The sequence below is a fragment of the Bacillus sp. FSL M8-0350 genome (assembly GCF_038593345.1).
Lineage (GTDB): Bacteria > Bacillota > Bacilli > Bacillales > Bacillaceae > Bacillus > Bacillus safensis.
In genome coordinates this window covers 573,545-586,604 of the sequence record NZ_CP151985.1, presented here as the reverse complement: position 1 = coordinate 586,604, position 13,060 = coordinate 573,545, and the positions used below count along the sequence as shown (strand labels likewise).

Sequence of the window (13,060 nt, the reverse complement as noted above, 5' to 3'; positions counted from 1 at the left end):
TAACAGGTACGTTTTGTCTTGTTTAGTTTTCAAAGATCATGTTCAAATTGGAGCGGGTGATGAGAATCGAACTCACGACATCAGCTTGGAAGGCTGAGGTTTTACCACTAAACTACACCCGCGTGGTTTGTATTGGCGCGCCCGAGAGGAGTCGAACCCCTAACCTTTTGATCCGTAGTCAAACGCTCTATCCAATTGAGCTACGGGCGCTTAATCAGGCGACTTAATTATCTTAACATATTGTTTTTATTAAGTCAACATCTTTTCGAAATTTGTTTGCCGCATTCGTGTGAACGTCTGTGTTTCAAATACGTCATCAGCGACGAATAAAAATATACCATGAATCACATAAAAGGGTCAATACATTTTTCTAAAAAAGTTTCATGTTTTTTAAAATTGATTTTTTCTTAGATCAATAGACATGTAATAGCCCTATTTTCTTTTCTTTCTTCATAATTCCAATGATTCTTAAATAAAATCTTTCTAAATACAAAGGAGGACAAAACATGGCCACATAGAATTTTTATTTATTGGAAAATTCTTAATACTTTTCCAGACATTTAAAGGAGGTAGGAGATGATGAAAAAGTTTATCGCTTTTCAAATCATGATCGCTTTGGTGATAGGAGCTCTTATCGGCCATTTCTTCCCTGACTTCGGAATGGCACTCAGGCCAATTGGAGATGGATTCATCAGGCTGATTAAAATGATCGTTGTTCCAATCGTTTTCTCTACCATTGTTATTGGTGCAGCCGGCAGCGGCGGCATGAAGAAAATGGGCAGCCTTGGATTAAAGACGATCATTTGGTTTGAGGTCATCACAACCATCGTTCTTGGGATCGGATTATTATTGGCAAACGGGCTAAAGCCTGGGGTTGGCCTCGATTTCTCTAAATTAGCTAAGAAAGATATTGGGGAATTAGATGGTTATACTGAGAAGGTCGTTGACTTTAAACAAATGGTATTAGATATCATTCCAACCAATATCGTCGATGTTATGGCTCAGAATGATTTACTTGCTGTCATTTTCTTCGCCATCTTATTTGGTGTAGCGGCAAGCGGCATCGGTAAAGCTTCTGCTCCTGTTCTCACCTTCTTTGAATCAGTGGCACAAATCATGTTTAAGCTCACACAGATGGTGATGGTGACAGCACCTATTGGGGTTCTTGCATTAATGGCTGCTTCTGTCGGCCAATATGGCATTGTTTTATTAATCCCAATGATGAAGCTTGTCGGGACTGTATTTTTAGGATTATTCATTATTCTCTTTGCTTTATTCCCTCTGGTCGCACTGATCTTCCGTTTTAACTACTTCGAAGTATTAAAAATGATTTGGGATTTGTTCCTTGTTGCCTTCTCTACTACGAGCACTGAAACTGTCCTTCCTCAATTGATGGAACGAATGGAGAAATACGGGTGTCCAAAAAGAATCGTTTCCTTCGTGATTCCATCTGGTCTTTCTCTCAATTGCGATGGATCAAGTTTATATTTATCGGTTGCCTGTGTATTCCTTGCACAAGCGTTTGGTGTAGACATGAGTCTGTCACAGCAGCTTTTGATGATGCTGGTTCTTGTGTTAACGAGTAAAGGGATTGCAGCTGTGCCATCCGGTTCACTCGTTGTTCTTTTGGCAACCGCTCATGCAGTAGGTCTTCCAGCAGAAGGCGTTGCCATCATTGCCGGTGTTGACCGAATTATGGATATGGCACGAACAGGCGTGAATGTTCCAGGGCATGCCGTAGCATGTATTGTCGTATCTAAATGGGAAAAAGTATTCCGTGAGTCAGCGTGGGAAGTTCCTAAAGCTGGTGAAGAAACAAAAGGGATGTAATGTTATATGAAGGAAAGGGTTCGCCCTTTCCTTTTTTATGCTAAAAATGTTTGCTTTAGTACAGCTTTTCCTTGAGGTTGCAGCTGTACTTCTGCATATGCCCCATTAATCAGCGTCATTTGCGGCGGGACATGCCCACAATCTATATCGTAAAAAATGGGGATTTGTAGTTCCTTTTGTAATTCTTCATATATATCCTGATACTGATACCCTTCAACAGGCACATCTACTGCACTTCGCCCAAACATCATACCTGAACAGTGATCAAACCACCCTGCTAGTTTTAATTGCACAAGCGATCTCTTCACGCTTGCAGCATTTAATTCGCAGTTTTCGAAATACCAGAGAATTGGTTCATCGTTTATGAATGTTTTCTGAAAAGTTTTGACGTCCCCATAAGGTGTCCCTGCTAAATGACGTATGACATCAATGCAGCCACCTAGCAGTCTGCCCTTTACCATCTTTTCTTGTTGATCAACCGTATGCCAAGCGGTAGGTTCTGTTAAATGAAAGACATGTTTACTCGGGTTGTCATGCTGCCATTCCTTTTGATACATAGATGAAGAAAACTGGGTTATCTCCGTCTCCCCTTTTGCGGAAAGTGTTCGCTCCCACATGGCAGTCGTTTGATCAAGCTCTTCTCCTCTTAGATCGACTAAGTTCGGTCCATGCGCTGTGGCAATGCCTGTTTTTAATGTGAGCGCCAGCAGGAGTGCACTCGTATCTGAGTAACCTAGAATCCACTTTTTTTGCATGGATGAGAAATCAAGGTGCTCTAACACTTCCATAAGCAGCTGTCCTCCCCATGGTGGGATGATGTGGTCAATCTCCTCACATGTCATCATGTACTGAAGTTCGTTTGCTCGTTCTATCGCAGGGGCAGATTTTGCCTTTTCCTGCTGCCAGACAGTCTCTCCACATATGACATCGTATCCTCTATGTTTCATTCGTTCACATGAAAGCTGAAACATGTCATGCAAAGATGGCTGTACACCTGAGGAAGGTGCTGTGACGCCAATTGTTTGTCCTTTTTGCAAATGCGGAAATTGTATCATTCTGCTTCCCCCCAACCTCTACTCTCTTCCCTGTCCATTTTAAAGAAAATGCCCCTTTTATAAGGGACATCTCTTCTTATTCCTTTTGACGCAGTACAGTATAGACTCCTGCAAAGATACATAGAATCCCAATGAATGAGCGTATCCCCATCTCTTCACCTAAAAGCAGCCAGCCGAGAGCTGCCCCTACGATCGGTTGAAAGAAAAAGAACAGACCGCCGCTCGAGGCATCCATCAATTGAAGCCCTCTATTCCACAAAAAGAATGCTAGAGCTGTTGAGATGATGCCTAGATAGAGAATGCCGCCCCAAATCTCTGGCCTTGCCATCTGCTCCACATCTAGATGAGGTAAGCGAAATAAAACAGCTGGTGTTAAGACAATGAATGCAATGATGATCGCATATGTGGTCGTCACAACTTGAGGGTATTTTCCTGGAACTCGTTTCAGCAAAACAGACATCAGTGCCCAAGTTAAAGCAGCGAAAACTAATGAAAGACCGCCAACAAATTCATCTGTCTGTACTGCAACTGGTCCAATCATGAGCCATACACCTGCTGTCGCAAGCAGGATGGATGCGCATTTTCGAACAGTCATGGCTTCTTTTAATAGAAAGAAAGCAAACAGCACCATAAAAGCAGGGGTCGCAGATGTAATCACAGCCCCCATTTGTGCCGACGTATACATGGTGCCAATTTCTTGGGTCACAATTGATAGGAAATTTCCGATCAATCCGATCATGACAACAAGCGGGATATCTTTTTTATCTAATCGAAAGGAATAGCCCAAGCGCCAAATGGTGCATACCAGCACGATTCCTGCTACAGCATATCTCATCCATACTAGCTCAAGCGGCGGAACCACCGCTACTGTTACTTTGACAACAACGTACATGCCGCCCCAAATACTTGCAGCGATTGCTAGGTAAAGGGCGCCTATATATTTTTCCTTCATCTTTTCCCCTCCGTTACTGGATATATTGATCGCCATATCCACAAACGGAGATCACTCTCCGTTATGGACGGAGGGTGTTTGGTACATCATGTTCAAATAAAGGCTTCCATAGCATTGTCGTCACCTCATTTATTTTTATTTTCAGACTACTTTATAACAAATTCTGGTTGACTTCAATCCTTTTTTGTCACCATTTTTCTTCATATAATAGAAGATAAACGGGTATTGACATGCTGAATTCGTTTTCATATAGTAAGTAAAACTATAGGTGGCCACGGAGAAAAGGAGTAGAGGACGTTGGATATTGAAGCGAGGAAACACATTCCCAGCACGGAACATGAACCGTTTCTCGAGGGAATAAAAGATTGTGTGCCAACCCTGCTCGGTTATATGAGTATTGGGTTTGCCTTCGGAATTGTTGGAATTAGCGCACAATTAAGTATATGGGACATTGCGCTTTTATCGATTTTTATTTACGCAGGTGCTTCACAGTTTATTATCTGTGCACTGCTTGTGACAGGGAGTCCCCTTTCCGCTATTATTTTCACCACATTTATTGTCAATCTGCGGCATTTATTGCTCAGCCTGACGCTTGCTCCTCATTTCACACGCTACTCTGTGAAACAAAATATAGGATTCGGTCTATTGCTGACTGATGAATCCTTCGGTGTAGCGATAAATAAACTAGCGCAGAAAGGAAAGCTGAATAACAGGTGGATGCACGGACTGAACTTAACGGCGTATTTATGCTGGATTGCGGCCTGCATACTTGGCGGCATTTTTGGACATTGGATTTCAAATCCTGAAGCGCTTGGTCTTGATTTTGCTTTATCAGCGATGTTTGCTGCACTGTTAGTCCTTTCGTTACAGACAGTACCCAAAAATAAGTTAACTCATCGCCTGTCACTTGTGTTGTATATGGTCATTGCTATGTTTGTTCTGCTTCATTTTGTTCCATCACATGTGGCTGTTCTCATAGCAACTGTACTTGTCGCAACTATTGGAGTGGTGACAGATAAATGATTAGCAGCTTTATGTTATGGCTCATTGTTGGTTGTATGATCGTCACCGTCATTCCGAGAGTCGTACCCTTTATATTTGTACGGAGTATTCAGCTGCCTGAAGTGGTGCTGAAATGGTTATCGTTTATTCCTATTTGTATCTTTACAGCTTTGATTGCAGAGCATCTCTTCATCCATACATCAACAGGCACAGGCGTCACCATTCACTGGATGTATCTTGCTGTCTTGACTCCTACTGTACTCATTGCTGTTTGGACAAAAAGCCTGTCACTTACTGTTCTTGTCGGCGTCATGCTGATGGGCACTGCTAGATGGTTTTTCTAAAAGAAAAAGCTTAACCACATGTGGTTAAGCTTTGTTTCATTTGACGATTCCGTATACAAATCCATCATAACCTTTTTCCCCAACAGTTTGAATCGCTGTTGCCTCTATTCTCGGCTCTTGTTTGAGTAAATCGAAAAATTCACGAGTTCCTTGTACTCGTTCATCCTCATCAGAGTCATGAAGGACTGCACCATTTCTGACGACATTGTCTGCAATAATGACTGTTCCCTTTTTCGAGAAATCTAACGCCCACTTCAGATATTTCGGATTGTTCGGTTTATCTGCATCAATGAAAATGAAATCGAATGGAAGCGCAGCCTTCTCTTTTAACTGAGATAACGTATCTAATGCCTTTCCTTCCAAAATGCTCACCCGTTCTGATAAGCCCGCTCTGCTGATGTTTTGCTGTGCGATCTGTACATGATGGCTGACAGCCTCTAATGTGATGAGTTCCCCATCCTCTTCAAGAGCACGAGCCAGCCAAATAGTACTGTATCCACCGAGTGTCCCGATTTCTAAAATGCGCTTTGCATTCTTCGTTTTTGCTAATAAATAAAGCATTTTCCCTTGGGCTGGTGACACATCAATTTCTGGCAGACCCGCTTGCTTATTATGAGTAAGGGTTTGCTCCAATACATCATCTTTAGGAATCAACTTGTCTGTAATATACTCGTCAACTTTTCCCCACACGTGCTCCATTTCATCCATCTCCCTTGATCATGTCTTCTCTCTCAAGTCTACATGATGATCGTGAGAACGTATAATCAATTCTTTTCACACATCTATTCATTTTTTTGATGAAAGACATGTGATGAGGAATACATGAAGCAACGCACTTGTTTCGGTTCTACTCGTTCAGCTTATTTTTGACATCCCCTTTTTTATCTTGAAGCTTTCCTTTTGCTTGATCCTTTTTCCCTTCTGCTTTCAAGTTTTGATGATCGGTTGCTTCACCAAGCTTTTCTTTGACTTGACCTTTGACTTGATTTGTTTTTCCTTTCGCTTTATCCATATGTCCTTTTTCTTTACTCATTTGTTCCACCTCCACGTTTGATACTATTCATTTAGCCTTTTTGAAAGATACAAAACATCTGAGTGTGCGATGTACACGTTTCAGGTATGATAGACATTAGAAGAAGGGTTGGTGTTCTATTTCATGATCGTCTCTGAAAAAATATTCACAGTTCGTGGGTTGACCTATCATATTCGGTCCGCTTCAGCGGCTGATGCCAAGCAGTTATCAGCTCTCAGACTGAAAATCGATGGTGAAACAGAATATTTAGACCGTGAACCGGGCGAAGCCTTTCTTGATGAAAAAGCATTTGAGGCTTTGATTCAAGAGGATAGCAAGCAAAGCAGGCATTTATTTTTGGTCGCTGCTATTGAAGGAAAAATTGTCGGTTTTTCAAGATGCGAGGGCCATTCACTCAAGCGCTCTGCTCACAAAGTGACATTTGGCGTCGCCATCCAGAAAGATGCTTGGGGCTATCATATCGGGAAAGAGCTTTTAGCCGCTTCAATTGACTGGGCAGATCAGCAGGGCATTCAGAAGATCTCTCTTCATGTGCTTGAAACGAACAAAAAAGCCATTCGGTTATATGAGAACCACGGCTTTTTGATTGAAGGCGTATTAAAAAACGATAAACGGCTGAGTGACGGATTATATTATGATACTGTTGTGATGGGCAGACAGCTGCCAAGCTCCTGACTACTTACATCACATAGCCCCATATCATCGAAATCGCACTGTATATCAGAAGCAGCCCCATCACATACTGGAACGGTTTTTCGTAGGCAGTCAAAAAACGCTTATACAAAGAGCCAAATAAGCTCCAGCTGAATGTACCGAGAAAGCCAATGAGTGCGAGAATCAGCGTCCATATGACATACTGCATATTAGATTGTCCATATGGCAAAACAAATGTTGAAATCACAGTCAATCCATACAAAATCGCTTTTGGGTTGATAAATTGCAGCATCATACCAGGGATAAAATGATTGTAGCGATCAAGTGTTTCGTCATCCCCGCCTTTACTTTTCATGATTTTGACCGCTAAATAAATCATGTATGCAGCTCCGATGAACGCCATGACCCAGCCTATTTTCGGCATCACTTGATAAAGAATAATATTAAAGAAACAGCTCAAACACAAAATAACAAGAAATCCGATACCCACACCTAAACAAAATCGAAATGTTTGCTTGACCCCATATTTATTCGTAAAGACCATGGCCATGATGTTGTTGGGCCCTGGGGTAAAGCTGCTAACAAAAGCATAGATCAACATGGATACAATCAAAATGACGCCTCCCTTATACGTTATTTAGACTTTAATTACTTTATTGCGCACATTACGTTTTATTGTAACGTTCGGTCTTTATAAAGTAAATAGAGAAAGGAGCTTTTTTCATGGAAGACGTACAATCGATTATTTCTAAAAATGTGAGGCTTCTGAGAGATCAAAAAAAATTAAGCCTCGAAAAGATGGCAGAATTAACTGGTGTCAGCAAGACGATGATTGGACAAATTGAAAGAGGAGAATCGACCCCTACCATCACGACTTTGTGGAAAATCGCCAACGGATTAAAGGTATCTTTTAGTGAGCTCATTCACTCACCACAGCCTGAAATCAAGGTAGTACGCAAGGAAGATGCACAGGTTTTAACTGAAGATGATGGAAAATATCGTGTATACACGACTTTCCCTTTTGACGACCGGGGGAAATTTGAAATGTACCGAGTGGAAATTGATCGAGGCGGGTCGCTTCGTGCGAGTGAACACATTGGGGGAACAGAGGAATTGATCACTGTTTTTGAGGGAGTCCTTGATTTATCCATTGGTGATGAACAATACACCTTAAAAGCCGGAGACTCTATTCGTTTTAAAGCGGACCGGACGCACACGTATAAACAAACCGGAGAACAAATGGTACGGATGCAAATGATTCTTTATTATCCTCATGAAAAAAGCTGACAGGCTTGTCCACCTGTCAGCTTTGCGTTTTATTTAATTAAATCCCGGATCGCGTACCACTGTTCCAGTAAATGTGACTCTATATTTTCCTAATCCTAATTCTTCAATAGAGGTTTGTTTTAAAATCCCTACCCAGCCATCCTCTGCATATACAATACTTTCTGGGATGTTTGATGTCGTATATGTTCTTGTTACTGAAACAGTTCGACTGGCCTGCGCCGTTACTTCACTTTTTGTTTGCTCCGTTGCTTCCACTGGAGCAGTTGTGACCCCAGCACCCGTTAAGACAATTGCTCCAACCAAAACAGAAGACATGACCTTTTTCACAAAAAAATCCCTCCCTTTTTTGTTGAACGTATAAACTATACCATAATTTAGAACTTTTGTAAGTTTATTTTTTCATTTTTTAGAAAATTATGATATAATTGTCTTATGCTGGATAGAGTGCGTTACATACTTCTATGCATTTATCCTCGCCTCAATCTAGTGAAACAATTGTGAACGGAGGTGATTTCATGAAAAAATGGCTCATCTGTTTTCAACTTGTTTTCCTCTTCTCCTTGGCGATCACACCATTTGCTTCTGCTGCTTCATGCCCTACAGTCAAACCATGTGTTATTGATCCTTAAGCATAAGAAAAGGCCGATCAAGCCTATTCTCTTGATCGGCCTTTTTATTTATTTTTGCTCTGCTTCCCAGCGGGCAACCTCTTCTCTTACTTTAGGAGCCACTTCTTTTCCAAATAGCTCAATGGCTTTCAGCACTTGATCATGCGGCATTGAACCAACCGGTACATGAAGCATAAAACGTGTGATGCCTACATTTTTTCTAAGGTGAATGACTTTCTCTGCCACTGTATCTGGATCTCCTACATACAGCGCCCCTTCTAAAGTTCTCGCTGCATCAAACGTAGAACGAGTATAAGGTCCCCAGCCGCGCTCTCTCGCTAATGTGTTCATCACATGCTGTGTAGATGGGAAGAATTGATCTGCTGCCAGGTCTGTTTCTTCCGCAACAAATCCATGAGAATGTGATGCTACAGTTAATTTCTCAGGGTCATGTCCAGCGTGCACTGCCGCTTGCTTGTACAGCTGAACGAGCGGTGCGAACTGTCTAGGACTTCCGCCAATGATGGCAAGTACAAGCGGTAACCCTAGTAATCCAGCACGTACGACAGATTCACGGTTTCCTCCACTGCCGATCCAGATTGGAAGCGGATCTTGAACAGGTCTTGGGTACACCCCAACATCCTGAATGGATGGGCGATGCTTTCCGCTCCATGTTACACGCTCTGACTGCTGTAATTTCAACAGTAAATCAAGCTTTTCTTCAAATAATTCTTCATAGTCATCAAGGTCATAGCCAAAGAGCGGGAATGATTCAATAAATGAACCACGGCCTGCCATAATTTCTGCACGTCCGTTTGATAGTCCATCCAGCGTTGCAAAATCCTGAAATACACGAACAGGATCTGCTGATGAAAGAACTGTCACAGCACTTGTCAGACGAATATTTTTTGTTTGTGTGGCTGCAGCCGCTAAGACGACAGCTGGATTCGATGCGGCGAAATCCTCACGGTGATGCTCACCTACGCCAAATACATCGAGACCGACTTGATCTGCTAAAATAATTTCTTCTACTACTTCTCGAATACGCTGTGCGTGACTGACTGTTTTTCCTGTTTGAAAATCGGGTGTTGTTTCAACAAATGTACTAATTCCTAGTTCCATGATGGGAACCCCCTGTCTTATAAATATGTCACAAATTCAGAAACTGGCTTTCTATAGCCTCTCGCTTGTCTGCTCTCTACTTTTTCTTTTCCGAGTGTAATCATTAACACAGGAACCAAATCTGATTGAATGTTTAATACCTTTTTCATTGCTTCGGGATCAAAACCGATCATCGGGCAAGTATCCCAGCCTTTATTTTTAGCGGCAAGCATAAACAGCATGGCAGATAAGGAAGCATTGCGGATCGCCTCTTCCTTCTGGAAATCGGCTCCTCTCTGCACATAAAAGCTCATGGTCTCTCTGACCATTTCTTCATATTGCTGCGCATTGATAATGCCTAGCATTTTTAGGCCTTCATATATGTTCCCTGCGTGCTCATAAGCTTTTGGATCTCCGAGTACGATGATCGCTGCTGAAGCAGAGTGCACTTTATATTGTCCAAATGCCGCTTCTCTTACTTGTTCTTTCAGCTCTTCTGTTTGGACGACAACATATTGTGTATGCTGCAAGTTAAAAGCGGATGGTGCCAGCTTGACCTCTTCAAATATGCTGTTAAGCTCTTCTCTCGAAATCGAGATATTTGGCAAAAAATTTGATGCGGATCGTCTTTCACGTACCAACGTATCAAAGCTGAGTGTCATCTTGTTTCCCCTTTTCGCGAAGTTGTTTTGCACCTAAACCGATTTTTTTCAGTAATTCAATGAGCTGCTCTTTTTCTTCTTTTTCAATAAAGGCTAGATTTTGCGAAATGACCTCTGTGTGTTTAGGGAAAATATCGTCAAACAATTGCTTCCCTTTTTCCGTCAGCCGTACATGAAATACCCGCTTATCTGAAGGCGCACATTGCCTTTTCACCAGTTCTTGTTTTTCTAGTTTGTTCACAACATATGTCATGCTTCCACTTGGGATTGAGAGGATATCGCTAATTTTTTGAACAGGCTGAGGCCCTTTACTGTAGAGCAATTCAAGGATCTGAAAGTTTTCAAATCCGATATCATAACGTTCAATGTCTTTTTGGATATTTGTAAAAAGGGCTTGATAGGCTTTCATCCACACGCGGAATAGCCTTAAATCTAATTCATGATCATGCTGCACCATGGCAACTACTCCTTTTTCAATAAATCCTAAAACTAGGATAAATTTATCCTAACACTAGGATATTTTCTTGTCAACGAGTTTATTTCATAAAAAAAAGACCACCTTGGTTCAGTGATCCTCTTCTTTTAAGATAAAATGCATTTCAGCAATTTGTTTATATTGATGTACTTCCTGTAATGAAAACTTGGATTCCAGATCCGCCGGCGAAAAGAGAGGAATTCCTCTTCCAATCATGACAGGTACGATTTGAAGAAAAAGCTCATCAACCAATCTTTCTTTTATGAAAGATTGAAGCAGTCCCCCGCCGCCGACAATCCAAATATTCCGGCCTGTTTCATTCTTTAATTTTTTCACAAATGATAAGACATCTTCGCGAATGATATGGGTTCCTTCCAGACTGTCTTGTAACGTACGTGACATGATATAACAAGTCTTTCCTTCATAAGGAAACTCATCTGGTGACAGCTGAAGAACTTGTTCATATGTATTGCGCCCCATGATCAGTGTATCGACTGACGCATAAAAGGTGTCGTAGCTCGTTTCTTCTTCGCCCTCTGTCCCTATCAGCCAATCGAGCCTGTGATCCTCTCTCGCTAAATATCCATCGATACTCATCGCCCCATAAAAAAGCAGCTTCCTTTTCTCACTCACTCCCACCACTCCCTTACTTCAAATAAGAACATATATTCTATTTTATCAAAAAGGAAAGACAAAGGCTACATAACTTTTTACGATTCCTGTTCCACCTTGAGGAGAAGCTCGTATAATTTATGCGCGAGCTTGCCGGCATCAATGGTCATTTCTTCATGAATCCATTCCTCGAGTACACCCACGACTCCAGACACGACAAAAGAGGCCTCTATTTGCTCATTCTCTGTAATCGGCCGCTGATCAAGCTGCCATTCTTTCATGATTTTTTCTTTGAAAAATGCTTTGAATTGGTTTGTCGTTGGACCATTTGGTTTTACAAATAACGTCAACATATATTGATTCTCTTTCAAGTACTCCGTCGTTTTGTTTAAAAAGGAAAACATATCAAGAGGGTCCTGACTCGGAAAGGTTTCATCATATAACCCCCCGAGCTGATCGAATAGTTCTTTCTCAAGCTGTTCATATAAATCAAACACATCTTGATAATGCAAATAAAAGGTTCCCCTGCCTAAATCCGCTTTCCTTGATAGCTCTGATACCGTAATCTGCTGCACTTCCTTTTCCTTTAACAGCTCAAGGAAGCTTTCCCGAATGGCTCTTTTTGTTTTGATTGTTCGTCTGTCCTTCATGACATCCCCTCCATTGTTGAACAATCAGGCGCCAAATGTCTATTTATGAACAGGATCTCATCCATTGCCGATGTTCGATTGGTTTACTTCTTATTATACTCAACACATGTTCAATAATCTATATGTGTTCAGTAAAGGAGGACCATTATATGTTTCATTTTAGACTTGCTAGAGAGGATGAACTGCCTCAAGTGGCAGAGTTGTTAGATGATTCGTTTCAGGACTATTCATTTTTTGACCTATTATGTGAAAAGGTCTCAAACCGGTCTGCTTTCGCTCGTCAGCTGCATTTGATCAATACAAAGGTGTATTTTCAGCATCAAATCTGTTTGGTCGGGGTTGAAAACGAGAACATTGTGTCTGCTGCCCTTTTAAAGCATCCGCGTCTTCCTGAACCAGGCTTCATGGATTATGTGTTATCAGGTGGGTTAAAGCTGCTCTTCATTGGCGGTATATCGGCGGTTCAGCATGTGTTCCGTGTGTTAAAGGAGGCGAAAAAAGCATGTTCTTCCTTAAAGCAGCCTTACTGGTATTTAGAAGCACTTGTCGTGGCAAAAGACCAGCAAGGAAAAAAACTTGGAAGCCGCATGTTAAAGCAATGTCTTTTTCCCTTTATCGCCCGGCAAGGCGGCGGACTGTTCACGCTGATGACACACAACGAAGCCAATCGTCATTTCTACCGAAAAAATGGGTGGGTGGAGTTTGATGAAAGGGTACTGCGCGGAAAGGAAATGTCCTTGGAAAGCTGGAGCTATAAAACCGTGATTAAATAAGGTATCCTCTTCAGGTGATGAT

General features: G+C 41.7%; 17 protein-coding genes and 2 tRNA genes. 6 read left to right on the top strand and 13 right to left on the bottom strand.

The features are described 5' to 3' along the window. Positions 1-48: 48 nt before the first annotated feature. Positions 49-122: transfer RNA gene (locus NSS80_RS02910), tRNA-Gly, on the bottom strand. Positions 123-133: 11 nt separating this feature from the next. Next, a tRNA-Arg gene (locus NSS80_RS02905) sits at positions 134-210 on the bottom strand. Positions 211-579: 369 nt separating this feature from the next. On the opposite strand from NSS80_RS02905, the gene gltP reads away from it, so the two are divergent. Next, positions 580-1,830 carry a glutamate-aspartate/proton symporter GltP gene (gene gltP / locus NSS80_RS02900; RefSeq protein ID WP_024425437.1) on the top strand — a complete coding sequence of 417 codons (1,251 nt, stop codon included), beginning with the start codon at positions 580-582 and terminating at the stop codon, positions 1,828-1,830. A gap of 35 nt (positions 1,831-1,865) precedes the next feature. On the opposite strand, the gene NSS80_RS02895 is transcribed toward gltP, so the two are convergent. Then, the gene (locus tag NSS80_RS02895) at positions 1,866-2,885 is read right to left on the bottom strand and encodes a S66 peptidase family protein (RefSeq protein ID WP_342498405.1); all 1,020 of its coding nucleotides are present in this window, start codon (positions 2,883-2,885) and stop codon (positions 1,866-1,868) included. Between the two features lie 76 nt (positions 2,886-2,961). Further along, positions 2,962-3,837, bottom strand: a complete 876-nt coding sequence (locus NSS80_RS02890; RefSeq protein ID WP_122631427.1) for a DMT family transporter — start codon at positions 3,835-3,837, stop codon at positions 2,962-2,964. A gap of 297 nt (positions 3,838-4,134) precedes the next feature. Between NSS80_RS02890 and NSS80_RS02885 the strand changes: the two genes are divergently transcribed. Both NSS80_RS02885 and NSS80_RS02880 read left to right on the top strand, forming a co-directional pair. Next, positions 4,135-4,860, top strand: a complete 726-nt coding sequence (locus tag NSS80_RS02885; protein WP_024425434.1) for an AzlC family ABC transporter permease — start codon at positions 4,135-4,137, stop codon at positions 4,858-4,860. After that, positions 4,857-5,183, top strand: a complete 327-nt coding sequence (locus tag NSS80_RS02880) for an AzlD domain-containing protein (RefSeq protein ID WP_075610950.1) — start codon at positions 4,857-4,859, stop codon at positions 5,181-5,183. The genes NSS80_RS02885 and NSS80_RS02880 overlap by 4 nt, the downstream gene beginning before the upstream one ends. A gap of 36 nt (positions 5,184-5,219) precedes the next feature. Here NSS80_RS02880 and NSS80_RS02875 read toward each other — a convergent pair whose 3' ends face one another. Both NSS80_RS02875 and NSS80_RS02870 read right to left on the bottom strand, forming a co-directional pair. Further along, positions 5,220-5,882, bottom strand: a complete 663-nt coding sequence (locus tag NSS80_RS02875; protein WP_025093548.1) for an O-methyltransferase — start codon at positions 5,880-5,882, stop codon at positions 5,220-5,222. 148 nt (positions 5,883-6,030) lie between these two features. Beyond that, on the bottom strand, positions 6,031-6,216 hold the full coding sequence (locus NSS80_RS02870; RefSeq protein ID WP_024427790.1) for a CsbD family protein: 186 nt from the start codon (positions 6,214-6,216) through the stop codon (positions 6,031-6,033). A gap of 123 nt (positions 6,217-6,339) precedes the next feature. On the opposite strand from NSS80_RS02870, the gene NSS80_RS02865 reads away from it, so the two are divergent. Next, positions 6,340-6,891 carry a GNAT family N-acetyltransferase gene (locus tag NSS80_RS02865; protein ID WP_317222176.1) on the top strand — a complete coding sequence of 184 codons (552 nt, stop codon included), beginning with the start codon at positions 6,340-6,342 and terminating at the stop codon, positions 6,889-6,891. A gap of 4 nt (positions 6,892-6,895) precedes the next feature. Here NSS80_RS02865 and NSS80_RS02860 read toward each other — a convergent pair whose 3' ends face one another. Further along, complete coding sequence (locus tag NSS80_RS02860) at positions 6,896-7,483, bottom strand: LysE family transporter (protein WP_075622433.1); 588 nt, start codon at positions 7,481-7,483, stop codon at positions 6,896-6,898. Positions 7,484-7,593: 110 nt separating this feature from the next. On the opposite strand from NSS80_RS02860, the gene NSS80_RS02855 reads away from it, so the two are divergent. After that, positions 7,594-8,157, top strand: coding sequence for an XRE family transcriptional regulator (locus NSS80_RS02855; RefSeq protein ID WP_034622704.1), 564 nt, complete (start codon positions 7,594-7,596; stop codon positions 8,155-8,157). A 33-nt stretch (positions 8,158-8,190) separates the two neighbouring features. On the opposite strand, the gene NSS80_RS02850 is transcribed toward NSS80_RS02855, so the two are convergent. The 6 genes from NSS80_RS02850 to NSS80_RS02825 all read right to left on the bottom strand — a co-directional run bounded on the left by NSS80_RS02850 (position 8,191) and on the right by NSS80_RS02825 (position 12,265). Then, a complete protein-coding gene (locus tag NSS80_RS02850; protein WP_317222177.1) occupies positions 8,191-8,484 on the bottom strand; it encodes a hypothetical protein in 294 nt (97 codons plus the stop codon). 350 nt (positions 8,485-8,834) lie between these two features. Continuing rightward, positions 8,835-9,887 carry an LLM class flavin-dependent oxidoreductase gene (locus tag NSS80_RS02845; RefSeq protein WP_317222178.1) on the bottom strand — a complete coding sequence of 351 codons (1,053 nt, stop codon included), beginning with the start codon at positions 9,885-9,887 and terminating at the stop codon, positions 8,835-8,837. Positions 9,888-9,904: 17 nt separating this feature from the next. Then, positions 9,905-10,528 (bottom strand): nitroreductase family protein, encoded by a 624-nt coding sequence (locus NSS80_RS02840; protein WP_024425425.1) that lies wholly within the window; start codon positions 10,526-10,528, stop codon positions 9,905-9,907. Further along, positions 10,512-10,985 carry a MarR family transcriptional regulator gene (locus tag NSS80_RS02835; RefSeq protein ID WP_041116800.1) on the bottom strand — a complete coding sequence of 158 codons (474 nt, stop codon included), beginning with the start codon at positions 10,983-10,985 and terminating at the stop codon, positions 10,512-10,514. The genes NSS80_RS02840 and NSS80_RS02835 overlap by 17 nt, the downstream gene beginning before the upstream one ends. Positions 10,986-11,093: 108 nt before the next feature. Beyond that, positions 11,094-11,636, bottom strand: coding sequence for a dihydrofolate reductase family protein (locus NSS80_RS02830; protein ID WP_056768410.1), 543 nt, complete (start codon positions 11,634-11,636; stop codon positions 11,094-11,096). Between the two features lie 77 nt (positions 11,637-11,713). Then, the gene (locus NSS80_RS02825; protein WP_317222180.1) at positions 11,714-12,265 is read right to left on the bottom strand and encodes a TetR/AcrR family transcriptional regulator; all 552 of its coding nucleotides are present in this window, start codon (positions 12,263-12,265) and stop codon (positions 11,714-11,716) included. Between the two features lie 149 nt (positions 12,266-12,414). Here NSS80_RS02825 and NSS80_RS02820 point away from each other — a divergent pair, with 149 nt between their 5' ends. Beyond that, a complete protein-coding gene (locus NSS80_RS02820; RefSeq protein WP_317222181.1) occupies positions 12,415-13,038 on the top strand; it encodes a GNAT family N-acetyltransferase in 624 nt (207 codons plus the stop codon). The last annotated feature ends 22 nt before the right edge of the window (positions 13,039-13,060 follow it).